Annotated in this window: 16 protein-coding genes and 2 pseudogenes; 8 read left to right on the top strand and 10 right to left on the bottom strand. The window is 67.9% G+C overall.

What is annotated here, in order from left to right; all coding sequences use genetic code 11:
• Positions 1-116 precede the first annotated feature (116 nt).
• Positions 117-686, bottom strand: coding sequence for a GNAT family N-acetyltransferase (locus ACZ7LK_RS10750; RefSeq protein WP_471139671.1), 570 nt, complete (start codon positions 684-686; stop codon positions 117-119).
• 720 nt (positions 687-1406) lie between these two features.
• On the opposite strand from ACZ7LK_RS10750, the gene ACZ7LK_RS10745 reads away from it, so the two are divergent.
• Positions 1407-3104 carry a PA14 domain-containing protein gene (locus ACZ7LK_RS10745; RefSeq protein WP_471139668.1) on the top strand — a complete coding sequence of 566 codons (1698 nt, stop codon included), beginning with the start codon at positions 1407-1409 and terminating at the stop codon, positions 3102-3104.
• 161 nt (positions 3105-3265) lie between these two features.
• On the opposite strand, the gene ACZ7LK_RS10740 is transcribed toward ACZ7LK_RS10745, so the two are convergent.
• From ACZ7LK_RS10740 to ACZ7LK_RS10715, 6 genes and pseudogenes are all read right to left on the bottom strand, one after another.
• The gene (locus ACZ7LK_RS10740) at positions 3266-3403 is read right to left on the bottom strand and encodes a hypothetical protein (RefSeq protein ID WP_471139666.1); all 138 of its coding nucleotides are present in this window, start codon (positions 3401-3403) and stop codon (positions 3266-3268) included.
• Positions 3404-4569: 1166 nt separating this feature from the next.
• The gene (locus ACZ7LK_RS10735) at positions 4570-5088 is read right to left on the bottom strand and encodes a cupin domain-containing protein (RefSeq protein WP_471139664.1); all 519 of its coding nucleotides are present in this window, start codon (positions 5086-5088) and stop codon (positions 4570-4572) included.
• 128 nt (positions 5089-5216) lie between these two features.
• A pseudogene (locus tag ACZ7LK_RS10730) lies at positions 5217-5740 on the bottom strand (IS5 family transposase); the annotation flags it as partial.
• A gap of 645 nt (positions 5741-6385) precedes the next feature.
• The gene (locus ACZ7LK_RS10725; protein WP_471139661.1) at positions 6386-9499 is read right to left on the bottom strand and encodes a lantibiotic dehydratase; all 3114 of its coding nucleotides are present in this window, start codon (positions 9497-9499) and stop codon (positions 6386-6388) included.
• A complete protein-coding gene (locus ACZ7LK_RS10720) occupies positions 9496-10752 on the bottom strand; it encodes a lanthionine synthetase C family protein (RefSeq protein WP_471139658.1) in 1257 nt (418 codons plus the stop codon). Before ACZ7LK_RS10720 ends, ACZ7LK_RS10725 begins: the two co-directional genes overlap by 4 nt.
• The gene (locus tag ACZ7LK_RS10715; RefSeq protein WP_471139655.1) at positions 10745-11437 is read right to left on the bottom strand and encodes a hypothetical protein; all 693 of its coding nucleotides are present in this window, start codon (positions 11435-11437) and stop codon (positions 10745-10747) included. The genes ACZ7LK_RS10720 and ACZ7LK_RS10715 overlap by 8 nt, the downstream gene beginning before the upstream one ends.
• Before the next feature lie 562 nt (positions 11438-11999).
• On the opposite strand from ACZ7LK_RS10715, the gene ACZ7LK_RS10710 reads away from it, so the two are divergent.
• Positions 12000-13079 carry a ferritin-like domain-containing protein gene (locus ACZ7LK_RS10710; protein WP_471139653.1) on the top strand — a complete coding sequence of 360 codons (1080 nt, stop codon included), beginning with the start codon at positions 12000-12002 and terminating at the stop codon, positions 13077-13079.
• A gap of 81 nt (positions 13080-13160) precedes the next feature.
• Positions 13161-14300, top strand: coding sequence for a thioredoxin domain-containing protein (locus tag ACZ7LK_RS10705; protein WP_471139650.1), 1140 nt, complete (start codon positions 13161-13163; stop codon positions 14298-14300).
• A gap of 70 nt (positions 14301-14370) precedes the next feature.
• On the opposite strand, the gene ACZ7LK_RS10700 is transcribed toward ACZ7LK_RS10705, so the two are convergent.
• Both ACZ7LK_RS10700 and ACZ7LK_RS10695 read right to left on the bottom strand, forming a co-directional pair.
• Complete coding sequence (locus ACZ7LK_RS10700; protein WP_471139648.1) at positions 14371-15204, bottom strand: SAM-dependent methyltransferase; 834 nt, start codon at positions 15202-15204, stop codon at positions 14371-14373.
• Positions 15201-15557 carry a hypothetical protein gene (locus tag ACZ7LK_RS10695; protein ID WP_392273253.1) on the bottom strand — a complete coding sequence of 119 codons (357 nt, stop codon included), beginning with the start codon at positions 15555-15557 and terminating at the stop codon, positions 15201-15203. The genes ACZ7LK_RS10700 and ACZ7LK_RS10695 overlap by 4 nt, the downstream gene beginning before the upstream one ends.
• 358 nt (positions 15558-15915) lie before the next feature.
• Between ACZ7LK_RS10695 and ACZ7LK_RS10690 the strand changes: the two genes are divergently transcribed.
• The 4 genes and pseudogenes from ACZ7LK_RS10690 to ACZ7LK_RS10675 all read left to right on the top strand — a co-directional run bounded on the left by ACZ7LK_RS10690 (position 15916) and on the right by ACZ7LK_RS10675 (position 18601).
• Positions 15916-16050: a hypothetical protein gene (locus ACZ7LK_RS10690; protein ID WP_471139645.1), complete on the top strand. Its 135-nt coding sequence runs from the start codon at positions 15916-15918 to the stop codon at positions 16048-16050.
• A 728-nt stretch (positions 16051-16778) separates the two neighbouring features.
• Positions 16779-17513 (top strand): hypothetical protein, encoded by a 735-nt coding sequence (locus tag ACZ7LK_RS10685; RefSeq protein ID WP_471139643.1) that lies wholly within the window; start codon positions 16779-16781, stop codon positions 17511-17513.
• Positions 17514-17730: 217 nt separating this feature from the next.
• Positions 17731-18309, top strand: a pseudogene (locus ACZ7LK_RS10680) (transposase); the annotation flags it as partial.
• Between the two features lie 97 nt (positions 18310-18406).
• Positions 18407-18601 carry a hypothetical protein gene (locus ACZ7LK_RS10675; RefSeq protein WP_471140666.1) on the top strand — a complete coding sequence of 65 codons (195 nt, stop codon included), beginning with the start codon at positions 18407-18409 and terminating at the stop codon, positions 18599-18601.
• A 1668-nt stretch (positions 18602-20269) separates the two neighbouring features.
• On the opposite strand, the gene ACZ7LK_RS10670 is transcribed toward ACZ7LK_RS10675, so the two are convergent.
• Positions 20270-20623, bottom strand: a complete 354-nt coding sequence (locus ACZ7LK_RS10670; protein ID WP_471139640.1) for an STAS domain-containing protein — start codon at positions 20621-20623, stop codon at positions 20270-20272.
• 177 nt (positions 20624-20800) lie between these two features.
• Here ACZ7LK_RS10670 and ACZ7LK_RS10665 point away from each other — a divergent pair, with 177 nt between their 5' ends.
• A complete protein-coding gene (locus ACZ7LK_RS10665; RefSeq protein WP_471139636.1) occupies positions 20801-21271 on the top strand; it encodes an ATP-binding protein in 471 nt (156 codons plus the stop codon).
• The last annotated feature ends 90 nt before the right edge of the window (positions 21272-21361 follow it).

Raw genomic sequence — 21361 nt, 5'->3', positions numbered from 1 at the left:
TCGGCGCGATCTCCGCCTTCACCACCGCCGCCGGATCCACCTCGAACAGGCCATCCCCACCAGACATACCAGGACTCTCCCATATGGAAGATCGCGAACAGGAAGCAGCATCGAGCTCAATCGCCTGATCGACCGCCAAGATCCGCGGACAGCGCCGCGTAGATGTACTCGCTGCCCCAGCGATCCCCGTCGAGGTCGTTCTCGACCAGGTGCGCCTCCCGGCGCATCCCGAGGCGCTCACAGACTCGCACAGACCCGGTGTTCTCCACATCCAGCTGTGCGTAGAGCCGGTGCACGCCCAGCGTGTCGAAGGCAAACCCGGCCAGCGCCGCAGCCGCCTCGGTCGCGTAGCCGTGCCCCTGGTGACGTGGGTCGAGAGTCCAGCCGATCTCGGCCTGGGCTGCGCGGGCATCGGCCAGGGCGAGGCTCACCTCGCCAAGGACGCCGGGCTCATCGCGTCGGCAGACAGCGAGCGCCAGCTTGTCCCCGTCGGCGCGCCAGACCGTCTGCGCCGCGCGCTCGGCGGTAACCTGCTCGCTGCGCTCACGCGTGTGCGCCGGCCGGTACAAGTAGCGCGCCACGCTCGGCAGGCTCTGATAGGCGTACAGGTCGTCGGCGTCGCCGGGAGTGAACAGACGCAGCGACAACCGGGCCGTGGTCAACGGCAGCAGCGAGGATACGTCCATGCGGACCTCCGGGACGCGGATGTGGATCAAGGCGCGGACTGATTTTCGCATCACGACTGCCCGGCAGCCACGCCTTTTCAAGAGCAGCGCTCGGCAGCCGCACTGCGATGTGGGACCGGATCGAGCCGTTGATGGCAGCCGATCCGGTCCGCGGTCGGCGGGGGCACGAGCCCAATGCCTACCGCCAGATGCGCGCGAAGTTCCGCACTGCCGGGCACCGCGCAGGAGAGGAGCGCCTGCGGTCCGCCTGGGCTCGTGTCATCAGCACACCCCAGCTCGTAAAGGGCCTGGCGAAGATGCGGGCCACGGCTGGGGCGAGTTTATGGCGGGTGACACCACGCTCATGACCACATTCGACGCCCTCGGCCCGGCCGCCGCCGTACACATCGCAATCAGGACACATGCCACGCTCGCCAATCGTGCCGAATGAAGACAGACCCCACTGCTAGCATCACCGCAGGTCACGAAGCGTCGCCCCCGCGCACGCGGAGGTAGTGCCCTCGCCGCCCTGCGTAACCGGGATGGCTGAAGGTAGGGGAACGGCGCAAGGCCCGGCTCGAGGACCGAACGTCTGTCGTAGGGAGCGGAACAGGGCTGTACAGTGCCCTTCCGGCGGAACACCGGCCCCACCCGCACCGTCCCCCCCCGCATCGCTCCTTCACCGTGTGCTGAACATCCTCGGCATTGCGCCGCATGGTCCGGAAAGGGCCCCTCAACTCTGTGATCACTCGTACCCGGCTGAGCGCTCTGGCCACGACGGCCGCCCTCGCCTCCACAGGCGGTCTCCTCACCGCCACCCCGGCCTCGGCGGCCGTCACCTGCACCGCTCCGGTCTGGAAGGTGCAGTTCTTCGCCAACACGTCGTTCAGCGGCACGCCCAAGCTCACCGGCTGCGACGCCACTGTCAACGAAAACTACGGCACCGGCGACCCGGCAGGCGTCGCCCTGCCCAGGGACAACTTCTCAATCCGCTGGTCCGTCACCCGGGACTTCGGTTCCGGCGGGCCCTTCACGTTCTCCGCCGCCACGCAGGACGGCATCCGTGTCTACCTCGACGGGGTGCGCAAAATAGACCTATGGCGGAACGTCTCCACCACGCAGAGCAAGACCGTCAACGTCACCGTGCCGGCGGGACACCACACCCTCCGGGTGGACTACGTGGCCTGGACGGGCTCGGCGAACGTGAAGTTCACCTACGCGCCCCGCACGTCGGCCACCGTCGACACGGTGCGGCCGCTCGCACCCACCGGCACCGCGGTCAGTTACGACCGAGTCGCCAACAAGGCCACACTGCGCTGGTCGGCGAACAAGGAGATGGACCTTGCCGGCTACCGTGTCTACCGCAGGCTGAGCTCCACCGCCTGGTCGAAGGTCAGCGGCACGGCGCTGGTGACCGGCACCTCGTTCGTGAGCTACCCACCCGCGACCGGCGATTCGTTCCTCCACGAGGTCCGCGCGGTCGACAGGGTGGGCCGCGAGTCCCTCGGCAGCGCCGACCAGACGGTCGTCAGTGTCGACCGGACGGCGCCGGCGGCGCCGGGCGTGCTGACGGCGGCCGACGGACCGGGCGGGACGGCACTGGCATGGCAGCCGGTCGCCGGTGCGGCGAAGTACACCGTCTTCCGGCAGCAGCAGGGGCAGACCGACACCGGTGTCGCCCACCCCGTGGTCCAGCTGGCCACGGTGACCTCCGCCTCCTGGACGGACACCACCGCCGCCGAGCGGACGGGCTACACCTACGCCGTCTCCGCCACCGACGCGGCCGGCAACACATCGGCGACACGGACCACGGCAGGCGCCACGCACGGCGACTACGCGCCCGCTGCGCCGACCGGCGTGACGGCCCTCTTCCAGCCGGGCAACGGCGTCGTCATCAGCTGGACCCCCTCGACGAGCGACGACGTCGTCCACTACCGCCTGTACCGCTTCGGCGTTCTGTATATGGACGTCTGGGGCAGCAGCTACACGGACATGTCGGTCCGCCACGGCACTACGTACGCGTACACCGTGACCGCCGTGGACAAGGCGGGCAACGAGTCCCCCGTGTCCGCCTCGGCGTCCGCAACGACCGACGGCGATCTGGTCGCCCCGGCGCCCGTCACCGGCCTGAAGGCGACGGCCCGCGAGGACGGTGTGCTGGTGGAGTGGCAGCCGAGCACCGAGCCGGATCTGCGGCGGTACGAGCTGTTCAAGGCCGTGCGGCACGACGATGGTGAGGGCGGCGACGTCTGGCTCGCCCACCGAGTCGACTACATCGCCGAGTACGCCACGTCATTCCTCCACGGCAGTGCAGCGGACGGCGAGACCGTGAAGTACGCCGTGGTGGCCGTGGACGACTGGGGCAACTCCCTCCGCGCGGACGACCCGAGCGTGAACTGGGTCGACGTCACCGAACTTGGCTTTCCCGCCACGAGCTGACGCATCCACGACGAGGCCGCCGCACCCTGACGAGGGTGCGGCGGCCTCGGCCGTACGGCCGGTTCGCCGCTTTGCCCCCTAAGTCTCAGGGGCCAGAACGACCTTCCGAGGTTGCGGCGGGACTCAGTGCGGGATCTCCTGCGCCGCGATGGCCTCCGCCTTCACGGGCTCGTTCCGCTCGCCGACGGCGAGCCCCCGGTGCTCGCCGCCCGGGACGTGGCGGCCTCCCGCGACTTCTCGCCGGTGACGGCCGGGCCGCCTTCCTCGGACTGGAGAACAGCGAGGTACTGGGTGGTCACCGGGCAGGCTCCTGCTGGTCCGCAGTACGCGGGCCGGGTAATGCGCCGGGCGGATAAAGGTGTCCTCTGACCTCGAAGCTGAACCGATTGCCATCGAAGCTGGACGGCTTGAGCGCCGCGCTCTATCTCCTGCGCGCCTCTGCAACCAGAAACGCCGCTCCAACGATGACGAGCAAAACGATGGCGATGATCCAGAAGGGCGGGGAGCCCTCACCTGCTCCCTTAGCTAAGAGCTGCATGTGCGACATGTCGATTCCCGTGCCATCCGTCGTAACTGATTACGGCCCGCCATCCGGGTACCCGGTCCACGCGTACGTACCCGGTCAATCCGAGCCGCTATGGTGCAGGTGAAGGGAACTGGGCCGACCGGTCGTTGACCCCGCCTCCTTCAGTGCCCCGCGCTCCGCGAGCGCGGGGCACCGCACGTTCCCGGGCACGCACGAACGGAATCAGCCCGGGGATCCGTCTTGCGCGGGACGCCGGGCAGCAGAGGCCAGGCGGCTACGGCGTCGGCTCGTAGGCGACGACGGTGGTGGTCGGGCAGTCCTCGGCGAGGCCCACAGAGCCTCCCGCTCCGCCTCGTCCGCAGCCAGGCCCAGCGCAGCTTCGTGCCGACCCAGGTCGCGGCATAGACGCATTGGTAGGCGGCGTCCGACGGCAGCCACCGGCCTTGGACCGGTTAAAGGCGGCGGTGACGGCGATCGGGGAGTCGGGGCTGTCCTGGTCGTTCGCGTACGCCTCGCGCCATTCCGGGCTCCACGGGGTCTGCTCAGCCGGCAGGGCGTGTCATTCGGACGGTGCGGTATTCCGGGATTGCGGTCGCGTTCTTCAGTGTGGTGCCGCGGGTCTTCAGCGAGGTGGTCAGCCGTCGGTGGGCGCGGGTGAGGATGGTGGACCCGGGCATCGCAGAGGGCGGTGGAGCGGCGGAATGCCGCGATGCGGCGAGCTGTCCCGCCGGGCGTTCCCCGAGCCCGATGGTGCCCGGAGGATGTGCCGACCCCGATCGAGCGGCGACCGTCCTGAACATCGTCTGGCTTGGGTAGCCACCCGGTGACAACGCCTCGACCCCGGCATAGCAACGACACCGTTGGCGAATTCGTACAGGCCGGGCTCGCTCTGGAGTGGTCATCGCGGTGGGGGAGCGGTAGTCCTGCACCGGCCCCGAACTACTCCTCCCCGGGCTCGAAGTCTTCCAGGAAGTAGCTGTCGTGTCGGATGCGAAACCGCTTAAGCTCTTCGCCACCGCGCTGCGCCATCTCCGCGACCCGCTCGAAGTACTCCTCGCGTGGGGCGCCTGGGGAGAAGAGCATGAGCATGGACATAGGCTCGTCGGTCACGTTTTTGAAGGCGTGCAGGCCGCCGACCGGTACGTACAGGAAGTCGCCCGCGCGGCCCGTGACCCACTTCTCGCCGTTGTACAGCTCCAGTTCGCCGGAGAGGATGTAGAAGGACTCCGACATCGCCCTGTGGAAGTGGGTCTTGGCCCCAGCGGACCGTGCACCCAGCTCCACCTTGTACAGCCCGAATTCGCCGCCGGTCGACTCGTTGGTGGCGAGGTAGTGGGTAGAGGCGCCGGGTGAGTAGATGTCCGGTGGGCTGTCGGCCGGGCGGAAGGCCGCGTTCACTTCGCCCTTGTTGCCGTGGTAGCGGGCTTCTGGGTACTCGAGGTATTCCGGGTACGACATGATGCGCTCCTCGTGGCAGGTTCCACCAGCATGGTGGCTCCCGTATCCAGAAGGGGGCATCGGACTTGCGGATGATCTTGGGTTGCCCGGGGGCTGAGGGCTGGGGACCTAGAGATCGTCTTCAAAGGTCAGATCCAGAGCAGGATTGAGGCGATGGTGACGGCGGCTTGGCAGGACTCGCGGGTCTTGTCGTAGCGAGTGGCCAGTCCGCGCCACTGCTTGAGTCGGTGGAAGCAGCGCTCGACGACGTTGCGGCGACGGTAGAGGCATCGATCGAAGCCGGGCGGTCGTCCGCCGCGGGTACCGCGGTTCAGTCGGCCCAGGATCTGGTCGACGCGATCGGGGATCGTGTGCGGGATGCCGCGTCGCCGCAGGTATGCGCGGATCCTCCGGGAGCTGTAGCCCTTGTCGGCGACCACATGGTCGGGTCGGGTCCGCGGACGCCCGGGCCCGACTCTGGGCACGGTGATCGAGCCCATAACCTGCTCGAAGCAGGTGCACTCGTTGGCATTTCCGCCCGATAAGACAAAGCCCAGAGGGCGACCGAGCCCGTCGCAGGCCAGGTGGACTTTCGTGCTCATCCGCCACGGGACCGGCCGAGGGCGTGATCACCCGCTTCGTCCCGGTCGACTGCCCCCTTTTGCCGCCGGCCCGTTCAGTACCACCCGGTCGTCCGAACGGGGCCGCCCCGCAGTCCCCGAACTCGGCAACAACCGCGACAGCACAGCCCACTCAGCATCCGAAAGCTCATGACGACGCACCACGACAAGCATGATCCCTCATCACCTGATCACCTTTGAAGACGCCGCCTAGGGACCACGGCCTCATCGGTGGAGAGGCAGTATCCCAGGAGGGGCGAAGGTGACCGAAGCGGGAGGCACGGCAGTGCGCAATCAGCTCACCCATACCGCCCTCGCCGAGCTGCCGCACCAGTCGGTAACGGCCTCCCAGGGCATGTGTGGGAGGCGCAGGCGGGCGTGCCGCACGGGTGGATCGACTGATGACCCGCAGTCTCACGGCGAACTTGAGCGCCATGACTTCCGAGAGCCAGCAGCTGTGCCGCATCTGCGGACCGACAATGCCCCGACCAAGATCGGCACGGAAGGCCGGTTCATCGCGCCCAACCATCCGACCACCGCCCCCGAAAACCTCCCACGGCCGCGAAACGCACAAGGGACACGCACTTCCAGATCGGTGCCACAGGCACGGCATGCCAGTCGGTGCCTGACGCAGGCGCCACAACGGCAGGCGCAGCTTCAGCGGCGCGGCCCCTGATTCCTCGGCCGCGATACTCCCTTCACGTACGGTGTGCCGCGTCTCCGGGTCCATGTGCGTGCGCCGGGCCGATGCCGTCGGCGTCCACTGTCGGCCACCGGGCGAGGCTGTGTCTGGTTCGTGCCAGAAGTCCGTACACCACGCGTTCCAGAGGCCTGTCCGTTCCCAGCAGCCGGTTGCAGTGCAGGTGCGCCAACGACGCCGCTACGCCGCTGCCCGGCGCAGACCACTCGGCGGGCCGGGAGACCGGCGTGACCAGGGACGTGATCGCCCGCCGACGTCGCTGAAGGCTGTGCCGGACCTCCTCCGGAGGAGAACCGCCGTCGAGAAGCATGCGGAGGGTGGCGCCGGACTCCCTGAAGGGCGCTGCCGACGCGGTGCGCTCACCGGCCATGGCGGTGGACAGAGCCTCTCGGTCGGCCGCCGCCAGCCCCAGCGCGGCCAGGAGATCGTCCACCGTGGCCACCGCGAGCAGAGCGCGGTCGAGCGGCACCCGGCCTCGTACGACATCACGTACCAGGGAGAGCACCATCGTGCTGTCGGCGGTGAACACTCCTTCGGCCAGGCCCATGCCCCGTACTCCTCCGAACCTCTCGATCTCCCGGTCGTAGGTGTCGAACACGAGCCGTTCCACGGCTCCTGAGGCAAGGTCCGCGCGCAGCGCGCGGGTGACGTCGGTGGCCAGCTCGGACCAGTGTTCGCCGGGCTTCAGCTTGAATCGGAGCCTGAGGTGGTGGAGGGGATCCGCGAAACGCAGGAAGTGCCACTCGGTGCTCCTGCCGGTGGCCGACACCTGTTGCACCAGGTCGTGGATCGGCCCGGCGAGGAGGTCGTCCTGATTGACGGTCGGCGCGTAGATCTTCGCGAACACCCACCGCGAACCCGGTTCGGCGAGCCGCGTTCGCCGGTCGACGGGGGAGTACCGGCTGCTCGCCCGGTCGTCGTTCCTCTTGGTGCGCGGGCCTTTCCCCCGGGCGAGGGCGACGGGGATGACGATCTCGGCGGCATGGTTCCCGGCCGGGCCGGGGAGCCATGCCTGTTCGGGGTCGGGGTAGCGCTCGTGGAGCGAGACATGGCTGGATCGCCGGAGGGCGCGGCGGAGCTCCTCCATGTCGTCCGCGGAGTCCAGGTCCACGGTGACGCGGTGGTCGCCCTCCGCGAGGTAGACCAGGTCGGGCACCTGCCACAGCTGTCGGAATTCCGTGAAGGCGCTTCGGAAGTACTTGGGTTCCGCCGGCCGCATCGCTTGTCGGTCCAGCCGCCAGCGGGCGGGCGTGAGAACGATGCGTCCGCGCTCCAGCCGTGGCAGGAAGGGGAGTTGGGCGGCGGCACCCCAATCGAACTGTTGGAGCCGCTGGGTCTCGTCGATCTGGCGCAGGAAGCGGACCACACGAGGAGCGACCGACGGGTTGAGCATGTGGGGTGAGTGGAAGCGTACGTGTTGGCCGGTTACGGACCATCGGACGACGAGGGCGTCGTCCTCCAGGGAAACCGTGAGGTCGGCGAGGCGGAGAGCAGGCGGGTCGGTCGCCTGCGTCCCGACACCGACCGGGAGCACATGGTCGTGCACAGGAGGGCAGAGGGCCACGTTGGCGGAACGAGGCCGCAGAGGCTGGTACACGATGTCGGCGTCGATGACATCGTGGGCCGGTGCGTCGCCCGCGGATCGCAGCGACCTGATCAGGCCTGGTGCCTCGTCTCCGAGGAGGAAGGCGAAGCGCCCCAGGGTGCAGCCGGCTTCCCGCGCCCCCACGATCGGTGAGACGACGATCCGGAAGGCGCCGGAGTCGATGTCCGCCGAAGAGGACGCTGCCACCGCGACCACCAGCTCCAGCGTTTCGGGCAGGCGCCGAGGATCCGGTTGCCGTTCGATCCGCGCCAGCGTTCGGTCGTCGAGCGCCACGGTCCGGCTGCCCGTCCGGAGGGCTTCGGCCGCCAGCACGAGCAGGGTCTCGTCCCGCTCGGCCCGGGTGGACGATTCGTCCGCGGGCAGGGCGGAGTTGGTGTCCTCCGGAAGCCCGAGCCCTGTGTAGGGATTGATCACTTCCAGTAGGGGCACCTGGCGCCGGGTTCCGTAGCGGGTGTGAAAGGCCGCTCGGTAGGTGACCGCGTCGGGCGGCCGGTCCGGCTGTGAGGACGTGCGCAGCAGCAGTTCCACCGCCCTCGCGGCTTCCCGTCCGACGGTCCGGTCGAGCAGCGTGCCGGACAGAGCCGCCGTCGCATCCGTACGGAACGGTGGAGAGGTCGCCGACGCGAGCTCCTTCGCCCGTACGGCCAGCGCGCGGCGTGCGGGAAAACTCTCGGCAGGGAGCAGTCCATCGCACCGGTTCAGCCCCTCGACCAGGTCCCGCAGCCGTTCGGTCCTGCCGGCTTCGTCGCGCAGCACGGCCATCCGGTCCATCAGGTACCGTGCCGGGTCCGGCACGGTCAGCGGGGGGTGCAGGCTGCTCAGCAGCACACCCGCCTCGTGGAGCCGGTCGATGAGCTGTTCGCACACGGAGTCCGCCGTGCCGGGGACGGCGGTACGGACAGCCTCGACCAGCCGCGGGTAGGACACGGGGCGACGCGCGGTCTTGAGGAGTTCCATGACAGGTGCGGTCGCCCGCAAGGTCACACAGTGGGGCCGGCGGACTTCCGGCGCGCCCAGGGGGTCCACCAGATGGAGCCGCCCGGCCGCGACGTACACCGCCGGGTGGAGAGTGAAGGTCAGCTGACGCCGGATGCTGCTGTCCGCCTCGAGCTGTTCGACCAGGGTCATGAGCCAGCCCATGTCGAGGTGTGTCCGCACACGGTCCGGGATCCGCCGCACGGCGAGGTCGGTGTGGTCGCCCCAACTGCCGAGTGAGACGCCCGCGAACATGCCGTAGGGGGTCGGGCGGCACGACATACGGTCGAGGTAGCGGCGGGCTTTTCTGATGCTGCGCTCGGACGGTGCGCCGCCGGGTCCGTCGCGATGCAGTGAGTCCCACATCGCCTCGCTCCCGATCCACAGGGCGAGGCTGTTCAGGGGGGCGCTCAGCAGATCGATCGCCGAGGTTGCACGCCGCGCCCCCGTGCCGGCCGGGAGGAGCGGAAGCCTGACCGTGAATCCGTCCAGTGGACGGTATCTCCAGCGCTGCTGACCGGGCTCGCTCATCGGACGAGGAACAGCCGGTCCCAGTCCGGCGCGTCGTTGACCGCCGCAGACAACAGCACCGCGGCCACTCCTGCCGCGCCGTTGAGCAGCCCCGGGCTGTCTGTGGTAGCACCTCGTGCCTGAACGGCCCGGTATCCGAAGCGTGCGACCGGGTCGAACGATCCGGCCAGGCGCTGGTGCAGTCGCCGGGCCTCGGCCGCGAAACCCCCGATCCCCGTCTCGACGGCGGTGCGGTGGAACAGATGCGCGAGTCCTGCCTCACCGTGGCAGAAGGTGGGGGCGACCAGACGCCGCTCCCGGTCCGGTCGCCGGCGTATCGCCTCGATGGCGTTCAGGGCGGCGCGGACCAGGGCCGGATCGGCCAGGGCGCGTCCGCCCAGAAGCAGCGAACGCGCCACTCCCGGCGCCCCGTAGCACCACGCCGCGTGGATGGGCGGCGCGGATCCGGCCGCTCGCGGAACGGAGTCGTCCATGGGCCAGTTGGCGCCCCACCGGTCGGCCACCTGCCGGTCCAGGATCCAGGCCGTTCCTGCCCGCAGCGCCGCCTCGGAGCCGGCCACCGTGATCCCCCTGAGTCGGGCCAGTGCCAGAGCGGACACCAGGCCGGGCAGACCGTGCGCGAGCCCGCAGTCGGCCGCGTCGCTCCGCGGCCGCAGGGGCAGTCGGCCTTCGATGAGGTGAGCCGCCAGCCAGGTCAGCAGCGGCCCTCGCAGGGACGCAAGCGCGTCGGCTTCCGGACGGCGCGCGAGATAGGCGGAGATGCCCGCGGCGCCCGTGATGACGTCCAGGGCGCGGCGGGAGTCCCCGCCGGTCTCCGGCCGGTCGATCCAGGCCGCGACGTACTCCGCCAGACGCCCGTCGATCGTCCGCCGTAGCCGTCCGTACCGCTGGCCCCTCCCGGACAGACACAGCGCCACGAACCCGAGGCCGGCCATTCCCGAGGAGATGCCCGGCGGCAGGTACTGGACACGTTGCGCCGCCTCCACCGCCACGGACAGGTGCTCGTGCGCCGACCGGTCCCACCCCTCGCCCTCCCGGCACCGGTCGAGACAGCCGAAGAGCAGTGCCAGACCCGCGAATCCGGAGGCCGTGCCGTGATCGTGCCACCTCTCGCTCAGCAGGCTGTCGCTGCGCACCGCCTCCACCACGTCGTCGACAGGTGCGAGGCGCCTCGCGATCCGCAGGGCCACATCGAGCTGATCGGTCGGCGCCCGTACGGTGACCGGAGCGGCGGCCGTCGAAGCGTCACGCATGCAGTGTCATCGCCATGGCCATGTGTGCCGGCAGGGCAGCGCTGCTCCCGAGATTCTCGACCCCCATCACGGTCGGCGGCTGAGCCTTCGTACCCAGCCAGTCCGGCTCACCGTCACCGTAACGATCGAACAGCTCAGCGGCGCGTTCGAGCCGTTTGTGGAAGAAGGGATTCTCGGCTCGTCTTGCCTCGGCCTCCAGAACGAGATGTCCGACGAAATCCGGGTGTAGCGCTTCCAGATGGGCGAGCGTCCCCGCCAGAGTCGCCCGTGAGTCCTCGAACAACCTCTGGGCCGTGGCGAGGAACGTGCTTTTGTCGCGCTCAACGTGGCGTCCCAGATGCTGCAAGGCCCTGGCGTAGAGAACGGAGACATAGGTCCGTGTGATGTCACTGTCCGGTTGCCGGACGTCCTCGAAGGCCGCCAGATAGAGATCACTGATGGTGCCCTGCGGCAGTGCCGCGATGGTGTTCAGTGCCGCTTCAAGCTCCGGGTCCTTCGCCATCCGGTTCGTCACCGAGGTCTTCAGGTGCTCGAAGGTGCGGTGTGCCTCTTCCTCCATCTCGGGCGTCGGCGGCGGCAGATTGAGAGGTGCGAGGTAGGCGTGCACCGGCTCGTACAGCGGAGAAGTCGTCAGCGAGTAGCGGGTGATGAGCCGTTCGCGCTCGCTCGTGCTATTGGTATTCATCGTTCACCCCGATTTGGGCTTCACCACTGGTGTGTGATCGCCCCTGTTGTGGGATCGCGTCAGCCGAAATGGCACCCGCACGTGCCACCGCAGGTCTCGAAACAGGAGAAGTCGCAAGTGCTGCCCGGCTGCGAGGGATCCGGGTCGTCGCAGTCCTCGCGGGGCTCCGTCTGCGATGGTTCGATCCGCATGTCCAGATCGAACTCGTCAATGACCAGTGACATAGCGATACCTCTTCCCTGACCCATACCCCCAGATAGGGAGTTGTTGATGCGTCAATCTTTGCAGCGGGTCGGACGGCAGAGCCGGCACGACCGGCCTAGCGAAAATCACACTCTCCCAGTTTCCCACCAACCAACCGGCGTGTCGCGGCGATCGGGCACCCGGAACCGGTCGGGTCCCGAGCCTAGGAATACCGAGCCTACCCATTCGATGTTCAACCATTTCTCCTTACGCATCGCCTGTGCGGGTGCAATCCTGGAGACCACCCCCGCGCGCCGCGGCTCCGGCGGCCCCCGTCAATCAAGAATGGGCAGAAAACCACAACCAGCAAGGGTGCGCCATGACCACGACAGCTCTCAACTATGAAAGCAACAGGATCACCGAGCTCATGGAGGCGCCCACCGAGGAGCACGACGAGCAGTGGCTCAAGGAAGCGCTGCAGCAGGCCGTCATGCTTGAACTCGCGACGCTTCCCCCTTACTTGTGCGGCCTGTGGTCGATCAAGGATCCGAGCCAGAGCCCCGATGTCTTCGGGACGATTCAAGAAATCGTCTTCGATGAGATGTCCCACATGGGCTTGGTCTGCAACATGCTCACCACCATCGGAGGCACCCCCCTCCTCGCCGACGGCAAACTGGTGCCGAAATATCCTGGCCCACTTCCCGGCGGCGTTCGTCCTGAGGTGACCGTTTCCCTCTCCGGACTGACCAAGCAATCACTGGAGATGTACTCACAGATCGAGAAGCCGGACGACCCTGTCGTCGAGGCCAGGGAATTCCACACGTCGATCGGAGCCTTCTACACGGCAATTCTGGACGCATTTCAAGTACACCAGAACCTGATCTCGGGAACCCGACAGGTGATCAAGGGTATGTCGCACCATGGAAAGGGGAATGATGTCTTCAAACTCGCCTCTTTCGATGACGTCGAGAAAGCAGTAAAGATCATCAAGGAGCAGGGCGAGGGAACCGTCGCGTCACCGGAGAACCCCTTCCCCGGACAACCCAGCGAACTAGCCCACTTCTACTCCTTCCGGGAGATCTTCCACGGCCGCAAGCTGATCGTCGTGTCGGAAGACCCGAAGAAGTTCGACTTCCAGGGCGCCGAAATTCCCATGCCGGAGGTGTTCCCCATGGGAACGGTCCCGACAGGCGGCTGGGCGCTGGGCGCACTGGAGGTTCCCGGCGAGGTGAGACAGCTCACCGACACCTTCAACCACCACTACAGCTCGATGCTGCGATTCATCGAGCAGGCATGGCAGGCGGAGACGTCGGGCGCGGCGACGCAACTGCTGAACAAGGCCGTCGGGCAGATGTTCCAACTACAGGCGCCAGCACAACAGTTGATGCAGATTCCGCTGCCCGACGGCAGCGGCAGAACGTACGGTCCGGAGTTCCGGTACGTCGAGGCGGAAGCGTGACCAGAGTGGCCTCGACCCCGTCCGCCATGCTGTGACCTGGACGGAATCCGTATCGAAGACGATGTTCTGACGGGCCGCCCCATGGCAGGAACCGACTGGCGGCTCGGCGAATCACCATTTCACAGGCGGGCCGACGTGGTAATTTCCGAACAGGTGCGGAAGAAGGTCGACTGCACTGTCAGCCGTAGCCTCTCGACCGAATTCGAGGCTCGGGGGTTGCTGCTCAGTCATGCCGCTTACGCTTCGGCCATGGCCGAAGCCGTCCGTTCAGGCGAAAGGCTGCTTCAACGCGTCCTTGAGATCTGTTACGCGAACGGCCGGGAGGGGGTCATGGACGTCGAGTTCGATGACGATCAGGCCGCGATGCGCATCGGGTTGGGGCTTGCCTTCGGCTCGGTCACGGCGAGCTTGTTCGCGTCGCCCAGGCAGACCAGCCACGAGCAGGCAGCCGCCATCGAGGTTTCCTGCGCCGCGTTCAACCTGGGCGCCGGCCTCATCGACGGTCTGTGTGACGGCACTCCGGCACTCGGGCTGGAGTTGCTCCGGATCTTCCAGGCCCTGGACTGGGCCGGAGCCACACGCGATCCGTGGCCGACTGGGCGGCTGCAATCGGCCCTGCCTGCTCCGCTCGCGGCGGATCCGACCGCGGCCTTCACCGCCCGAATCATCGAGACATTTCTCGTGACCCTGCACGCCGGCTACCCGGGCGATGAGGGGGCGGCGGTGCGCGATCGCGTCGGGGCCCTCTCTGAGGAGGCCCTGGAGGCGGAACGTCGGACGGTCCAGCATTCGCCGGAGTTCGCCACACGCGACCAGCTGATCGAGTGCTCGCGACGGACCTCCGTCATGCCATTCCAGATCATCGAGCAACTCGCGACGGGAGCCCATGCCATCGCCTCACCGACGGCGGGCACGCTGCTGGGCGAGGCGATGTGGCGCATCGATGACTTGGTCGATCTCGCTCAGGACGCTGGCGACGGGGCCCTGAACTCTGTCCTGCTGGCCGCAACAAGCAAGCCGTGGTCTGCGAATGCCCGCGACGGCGTGGCCGCTCTCGAAGAGGTGACCACATCGGACGTCATTGCGCTCACGGCGGTCGAGGCCGCGGAGCGCCTCGAGGCGGGGCTGGCAGCAGCTTCGGACGGGAAGGCCGACAACAAGGCCTGCCGACTGTTTCTGGCGTTCGTCCACCGATACGCCGAACTTGCGCCGAACAGCTAGGGTCTGTGGCGAGGTCGCGGCCATCCACCGATGGCCGCGACCTGCACTGTCACCGGCACAACGGACTTGGCTACGCCTCGTCTCGTGCCCCTGTGCTGACCATGACGTCCAACAACTCCGAGTCCTTGACGGACCTCTCGGCGACAGGGGGGACGTACAGTGTGCCGACGCCTGGCACCCCTGCGAGCTCGGTCGCCAGATCACTCACCTCCAACGACACCACCGAAGAACGGATGAGTGGGTGGTTCTTGCTGGTCACCAACTTGACCACGTGGTCGTGGGGATAGAAACGCAGCAGGTAGTCCCGCAGCGGCTCGAACTGCCGCGACGCGTACGGCCCCGTGGGGCAGGTCGGATCCCCGACCACCGTCGGCTGCCAGATCACGCACGTGACGTCACTCTGGATGGGACGTTGACGCAGCAACAGGTCGGTGGCCTCGTACATCTGGATGCCACCGTGAGCGATATCCGTGCCGAGGTCGACCAGCAACGTATCGAACGCCGACACCCCGGCGAACACCTCGACGTGCAGGCCCAACTGCCCCGCGGCGCGATTGATCAATGTCGTGGGGTAGCAGTACACCCAGGGGTGGCCGTAGACCGCCAGGCAGACGGGCGTATCGACGAGGGCTGCCGACACCACCTCGGCCGCCATCCGGTGATAGGTCGGGAGACGGTTCAGGCCCGGCTCGTACAGGTAGCTCAGATCGGTCACGCGCGGACACAGGCTCTCGATGTACTCGGTGATCCCGTATCCCGATGCGACGACGAACGTGTGCTTGCTCCGCTGGATGACCTCCTCGGCCTCACGCGTGAGCTGGTGCGTCCCGACGATGCCGGTTCCGACGATGCCGATGTCGAACGGCCACACTGAGGCTTCGTTTCCGCTGGTCTGCTCGTTCATCCGACCAACCGAACCAGACGAAGTGTCGACTCACGGCGCTCGTCATCGTTGCCGGCCAGGCGGATCGACTCGATCTCGTGCGCGATCAATTCGGTGACAGCCTCCTCTTTAGGCGCCTGCGCCTCTGCCCGGTTGATCCAGTCGTGAGTGCCGGAGATCGTGACCTTGATCGAGCGCATGCTGCTCCCGTGCTGCAGCGCGTCGGCCAACCGCTGGGGATCACGGAGAGTGGCCTGCTCTTCCGGAGTCAGCGAATAGCTGGCGAGCGCTGTTTCCGGGTCGGACTGGCATTGAATATAGAAGGCATAGTCGTGCTGAACGCGAGCGATTGCAGCTTTGAATCCGTGGCTCATGGTCCCACCTCGATTCGTTCCAGATCACGCTATGAGCGGCCATCTCCGTCGCCAACGAACCACGCCGTGTCCACGTTGCCGAGTAGGCCGCCCACCGGTCCTCTTGGTTGAGGCCGTTCAAAACTGGAATTCGGCCTGGTCACACCGTCGATCACCGACCGTAATGATGGTCTTTGCCGGACCTCTTCCATCACATGATGGGGCCCCGCCACACGGTGCGCATGTTCTGATGGGCATTTGGCGGTACTGGCGCCTATCCGTATCACTTGGTGGCGCAGGAGCCGTGGTCCGTCCGCGCGAGCACAACCCTGGCGCCGTCGTGGCCTCGCCCCGATCGGCCGGCAAACCCGTGCCCGGAATGGCACGCTGTGGCAGCGCACCCGGCGAGTTCCTGCTGCGCCTGCTCACCGACCGCACCCCGCCGTTCGCCTTCCCGCCCTCCACCGGACCGTTCCCCCACTGGTTCGCTTCAAGGGAGCTGTCGGAGCACTGACCCCTGCCGAAAGGCCTGCCACCGGCGGATATGGTGTGTAGGCGTTTGGTACGCGTCATGTCCAGTGGATGCCGAGTTCGGCCAGTGCGGCGAGTTGGTGTCCAACGTCCAGCTTGTCGCGTCTGGCTTGTGTTGCTGTACCAGATGCTGGAGCTTGGTCTGGGTCCCGCGAGTGGGGAGCGCCGGCTCTTCTCCACCGCGCGCAGCTGCTCCCGGGGTGCATTCACCGTTCGCCCACGCGGGTCCTCCCGGTTGCTGGAATCAGTTCGAGCCGCGAGGGTCAATTGGTATGACAGATACTACCCGGCCCCGGCTCTGCCCTAGTGCCCAGCACGACATGGAGGAGAGTAAGGTGCTGGGGGTGGTCAACGGCACCGTTGATGAGCCTCGAGTTCTTTACCTTGCTGAATTGAAGCCGCCGAAGCCTCAGCTGCTCGAAATGGCTTCCCCTTTCCATCCCACGGAAGTGTTTCGATTCGCGGCCCCATGTGTTGGTGACAGGTGTCAGAACTTTGATGGTGTGAATTGCACGCTGGTGCGTCGCGTGACGGAGATTCTTCCCCCGGTTGTTAGCCAGCTTCCGCCGTGTCAAGTGAGATCAGACTGCCGGTGGTGGCATCAGGAGGGAAAGGAAGCTTGTCTGCGCTGCCCTCAAGTAGTCACTACAACCTGGGGGCCTTCGGACGAACAACAGCGGGTGGCGAGCCCCGATGCAGAAGGGTTTTCTCATGGCAAGTGAAGGATCTGGACGAGTCGATCTCGGGGATGTGGTTGAGGCCACGGCGCGCGCCCTCGATCGCGCCGGTGCAACCCGAGCCACACGGCCTCCGTTCAACGTCACTGTTGGAATCATTTGGTCGCCGGGAATGCCAACTGCAGACGAAGGAAACGTACTTGAGGGAGGTAAAGTCATCCCTCCCGAGTTCTTCAGAGCGTGGGCGCGCTCGGCTGGACAGCTTCACAACAAACTCGTCCAGGAGATGGTGGACAAAGGGCTCCCCCGGCGCGAGAGAACCCAGATGCACCTGGAAACGCTGCAGCGGCTGAAGGTGATCACCGAAGGTGAGGCGGCGGGAATCACCAAGATGCTCGAGATCGTTCGGAGTGAGGGGTCCACGTCGGAGGTCGCCAGTAAAACCCGTCGCATCTACGAAACGTCATTCGATGACGAGCAGGCCAGCGCGGTGGCGCAAATGATCGCTGGGGTAATTTCCGCGAGCTCCGAACACGTGAATGACACTGCAGGAAAGGGGGGCACCCAGGTGCAGAGAATGGCAAAGGGTGTGGCCTCTGCCGACGGTGAGGGTGCAGTTGAGGGTGCAGGCTTCGGTGGTCTGATCGGCGCAGAAGTCGGAGCAAGTGCCGGCGGAATCGGTGCCCTTCCCGGCGCTGGCCTGGGAGCCTTGCTCGGAGGCCTCGTCGGCGGTGGGCTCATGTCGGTTGGCGCTTGGCTGGACAGTTAGGTGAATCTGAATGGCACCCCGTCGGTCGATCCGGCGGGGTGCCGAGGCTTTTGGCAACGAAGGCCCCGCTTGGTCCTCTGATTGGGGGGCTAACGAGCTCGTGCACGGTAAGCGGTGAGACGTCGAGCCCCGGATGGTTGATCATGGTCGGATGGTGGGGACCGTGAGTCGTGCAATGATCGTCAGCAATCGCCGGATCACGGCGCTGTAGGCCGATGTGATCGCTGAACTCGTTGCCGAGTTGAGCCCGTTATGGCATGAGCGTCACCAAGCCAAACTGACCTCTCGGCCGCGGAAGCGTGCTGTGGGCGCCGGTGCGAAGCACCGGTTCGTGTTCGTCGACCGGCTCCTGGCCACCCTCGTCCATCTCCGCCACGGGGCCACTCACGACGTGCTGGCCTGCTGGTTCGGAGTCGACCGCTCCACCATCACCCGGGCCATCGGCGAGATACGGCCCCTGCTCGCCGAGCGGGGGTGCTCGATCAGCCCCGGCGTCCGGCTGCGAACACTGGCCGAAGTCATCTACCACCTCGGCGCCAGTGGGCAGACCGGCATCATCGACGGCACCGAAATCCGGGTCCGCCGGCCGCCAGGCGGGCGCAAGGACCGGGACACGTTCATCTCCGGGAAGAACAAGCAGAACGCCGTCAAGACCATGGTCCTCACCGACCAGAACGGGCGGGTGCTGTTCTGCAGCCCGGCCAGACCAGGCAGCTGCGCGGACATCACCCATGCCCGCCAGTCGGGCCTGGTCAAGCTCCTGGTGGACGGCCCAGCGGTGGAGATCCTCGCGGACGCCGGCTACCAGGGCCTCGGTGCCCAGACCGGTGGACGCGTGGTGACGCCACCGCACCGCAAGTTCAAGAAGAACGCTCCCGGACTGGTACGAGGAAATGCACGAGCGACAGCGCAAGGCACATTCCTCACGACGGATCCGCGTCGAGCACGGCATCGCCCACCTCAAGAACTGGCGGGCACTGGCCCGCCACCTCGGCCGCCGCGAGCACATGAGCGACACCGTCCAAGCCGTCGCCGGCCTGCTCTCCTACCAGCAGACCGCGGACCTGGGCCCTCGACGACAGAGGTGAGCACTGGCCCATCGAAGCCCTCGGTGTCTCACCGCTTACCGTGCACGAGCTCGTTAGCCAAGGGACGGCGCCGGGCAGGGTCAGCGGCAGCTCGTGCCGGTATGGAGTGTGCGAGTCAGGCCCGGTGCCAGCATGCTGGGGCAGTACCACCGGGCCGCTTCGCACTTGTCGACCAGCTCGGCCACGCCCCGCGGCCGGCGTCGTCCGCCTGCTGACGTGACCTGCGGCCGCCCCAGCGTGGCCGCCTCGTGGACGGCCGAATCGCCGACGAGCGCACCACATCTGTGACCGCCCGCGCCTGGAACCTCACACGCACCGGGCACCGGCACCCGCCCCTGCGCCGCTGGTTCGCCCTCCACGCACCACTGCGCCCCCGCGCCACGCCGCCATTATTTGTTTTTCGCGACGTATTTGTTTTTCGCACGACGTCCGACCGACTGGTCGAGGAGCCGCCAGCCGTCCGCCGCACCCGGCGCAGCTGGGTCTTCGTCCACAGGAAGGCAGATCCTCCGGCCACTCGAGTTCCAGCCCTGGGCACTTCGCGCGGACCCGTGTACGCACCACGTACGCCTTTGGTACGCCTCATGCCCGGCCGGTGTTTGGACGGTCGCCCGTCTCCCAGGGAGGACTTCTGCCCCTGGTTGCGGCCTCCGGGCTGGGCCTTATTTGGGCGCTGCGCGCGGGCCAGCGGGCTCGGGCTGGTGGCCGCTACTGGGCCGGTGCCGCGCCCTTGGGTCGGGCCGTGCCGGGGTTGTCGTGCCGGTCCCACGTCGCCGTTCTGCCGTGCGCCGTACGGGGCCTGCCAGGTCGCCGTACGGCGCGCCGGCCCCGGGGCCGCGCAGCCGCGCTCTGCTGTGCGTTGGGCTGGTCGTCCGCGCCGTTCGGGCGTTGCGCCGCGCGCGACCTGCTGCTGCGGCGTTCGCGCGGGTCGCTGCGTCGGTGCAGCTCCCACGCCGCTCCGCCACGGGCTTGCGCCGGGTCCGGGTCGAGCTGGCCGCGTTCGCCGCCTCCGCGGGTTCCGGCAGCCCGGGCCGTTGTCCGCCGTCCGCTGCCCGCCGTACGACCTGCGCGTGCTCGCCGCGCTTCGCCCCCTGCGTGCGCGCGTTCCGCGCTCTGTGCCCGTCGCTCCGTACGGGCTGGCGCGTCAGTCCCGCTCCCGCGTCGCCGCTCTTCACCGCCCCGGCGGGCTCCGGCGTGCGCTCGGGCCGGTGGACGCTCCGCGCTGCCGTGCGCGCGGCCGCGCGTGTCGGCACCGTCCCGCGCCGTCCCGCGCCGGGTCGCGGTCGTGTGTCCGTCGCCCGTCGTGCGGCCGCCTCCGCCGCGCCCGCCCGCTCTGCCTTCGCCGCAGTCCCGGACCGTTCGCCGTCGCCGCTCCACGCGCTCCGCCGTCCGCTGCCCGCCGTCCCCGCGCCCGCCGCCCTGCGTGCCGGGGCCGCGCCGTGCCGCCCCGCCGCCTTCCCCTGGGCTGTTGCCCGCCCCTCCCGCTGGGCTGTTGCCGACCGGCCCGCGTCCGCTTCGCCCTGTACGGCTGTCCGCCATCGCCGCGCGCCGCTCCGCCGCCGACCCCGAGGCCACCGCCGCGCTCCGCCGTACGGCCGCGCGCTCGCGGGCCGCTCCGCTTCGCGCCTGGACCGGCTGGTCAGCGCGCAGCAGCGCCTCGGGGAGTGCTCAGTTGCCGAGAGCTTGGCGGAGGGTTTCGCGGCAGTCGATGACGTCGTCGACGCCGACGAGTTGCAGGACCCGAAGGACGGAGTCGGTGGGTGCGGCCAGGCGGAGCCAGCCGCCGACTTTGGTGACGGACTGGTAGGCGGCGATGAGGATGTTGATGCCGGTGGAGTCCATGAAGGTGACCTGGCGCATGTCGATCACGATGCGGGGCCTGGCGGTGTCGGTGACCTCCAGGGCCCGGCGCAGCTGATCGCCGGTGTGGTGGTCGATCTCCCCGGCCAGGGTCAGCACGCGGACGCCGTCCGTGAAGGTGGTCACGACCGACAGTCCGCCGACCTGTTTGGTGTCCGTCATTTGTCCCTCGGCCATTCGGTGATACTTGCACACCAAGACCTTCCGCCTGAAGTGCTGCCCTGCACGTCCGGGCGATGCTGCTGTGCCGGTGGGGAGCCGACGCAGGAGAGTGGAGCGTGTACCGCGCGGGCGCGGGTACGCGCGGGGGTGTGAACGGGGTGGCGGAAGTGGGCCGTGATGGAAGCAGTCTCTGTGGATGAGGGCGGCACCGCACCAGGCGAGCAGGTCATGCAGACCACGGTGGCCCTGGAAGGTGACGGCACGGTCATCGCCCAGGCCCGCCACCTGGCAACGCAGTTCCTCACCCGGGCACAGACCGAGCGCGGGGTGCTGGTTTCCCAGCGCGCTGTGGACCTCACGCAGCTGGTGGTCAGTGAACTGGTCACCAACGCCCGCAAGTACGCGCCCGGCCCGGTGCTGATGGAACTGCGGATCACCGGCGAGACGGTGGAGATCGTGGTGTGGGACTCCGACCCGGAACTGCCGATCGCGCAGGCCGCGGACACCGGCCGGGTCGGGCAGCACGGCCTGGAGATCGTCCTGGCCGTCGCCCAGGGCTTCGAGGCGCAGCGGGAACCGGTCGGCAAACGAATCACCGCCCGCCTCGCCCTCCTGGACATCCCCGACCGCGCCATTGCCGACCAGTAAGACGGCGTCGCCCTGACCACCGGGCAGCCGCAGTGGTACGGCGGCCATGCCCTGGTCGACCCGCGCCCGACGCACCCCCCGCGCCCTGGG

The organism is Streptomyces sp. NPDC039423 (assembly GCF_055598725.1).
This window is presented reverse-complemented; position numbering and strand designations above follow the sequence as displayed.

What these genes read in the sequence shown, in the direction of transcription:
- ACZ7LK_RS10705 (WP_471139650.1), top strand. Translation starts at nt 13,161, where the DNA reads ATGGCAGGAACCGACTGGCGGCTCGGCGAATCACCATTTCACAGGCGG.
- ACZ7LK_RS10720 (WP_471139658.1), bottom strand. Translation starts at nt 10,752, where the DNA reads ATGCGTGACGCTTCGACGGCCGCCGCTCCGGTCACCGTACGGGCGCCG.
- ACZ7LK_RS10700 (WP_471139648.1), bottom strand. Translation starts at nt 15,204, where the DNA reads ATGAACGAGCAGACCAGCGGAAACGAAGCCTCAGTGTGGCCGTTCGAC.
- ACZ7LK_RS10710 (WP_471139653.1), top strand. Translation starts at nt 12,000, where the DNA reads ATGACCACGACAGCTCTCAACTATGAAAGCAACAGGATCACCGAGCTC.
- ACZ7LK_RS10725 (WP_471139661.1), bottom strand. Translation starts at nt 9,499, where the DNA reads ATGAGCGAGCCCGGTCAGCAGCGCTGGAGATACCGTCCACTGGACGGA.
- ACZ7LK_RS10750 (WP_471139671.1), bottom strand. Translation starts at nt 686, where the DNA reads ATGGACGTATCCTCGCTGCTGCCGTTGACCACGGCCCGGTTGTCGCTG.
- ACZ7LK_RS10690 (WP_471139645.1), top strand. Translation starts at nt 15,916, where the DNA reads ATGGCACGCTGTGGCAGCGCACCCGGCGAGTTCCTGCTGCGCCTGCTC.
- ACZ7LK_RS10670 (WP_471139640.1), bottom strand. Translation starts at nt 20,623, where the DNA reads ATGACGGACACCAAACAGGTCGGCGGACTGTCGGTCGTGACCACCTTC.
- ACZ7LK_RS10685 (WP_471139643.1), top strand. Translation starts at nt 16,779, where the DNA reads ATGGCAAGTGAAGGATCTGGACGAGTCGATCTCGGGGATGTGGTTGAG.
- ACZ7LK_RS10695 (WP_392273253.1), bottom strand. Translation starts at nt 15,557, where the DNA reads ATGAGCCACGGATTCAAAGCTGCAATCGCTCGCGTTCAGCACGACTAT.
- ACZ7LK_RS10675 (WP_471140666.1), top strand. Translation starts at nt 18,407, where the DNA reads ATGCACGAGCGACAGCGCAAGGCACATTCCTCACGACGGATCCGCGTC.
- ACZ7LK_RS10735 (WP_471139664.1), bottom strand. Translation starts at nt 5,088, where the DNA reads ATGTCGTACCCGGAATACCTCGAGTACCCAGAAGCCCGCTACCACGGC.
- ACZ7LK_RS10665 (WP_471139636.1), top strand. Translation starts at nt 20,801, where the DNA reads ATGGAAGCAGTCTCTGTGGATGAGGGCGGCACCGCACCAGGCGAGCAG.
- ACZ7LK_RS10715 (WP_471139655.1), bottom strand. Translation starts at nt 11,437, where the DNA reads ATGAATACCAATAGCACGAGCGAGCGCGAACGGCTCATCACCCGCTAC.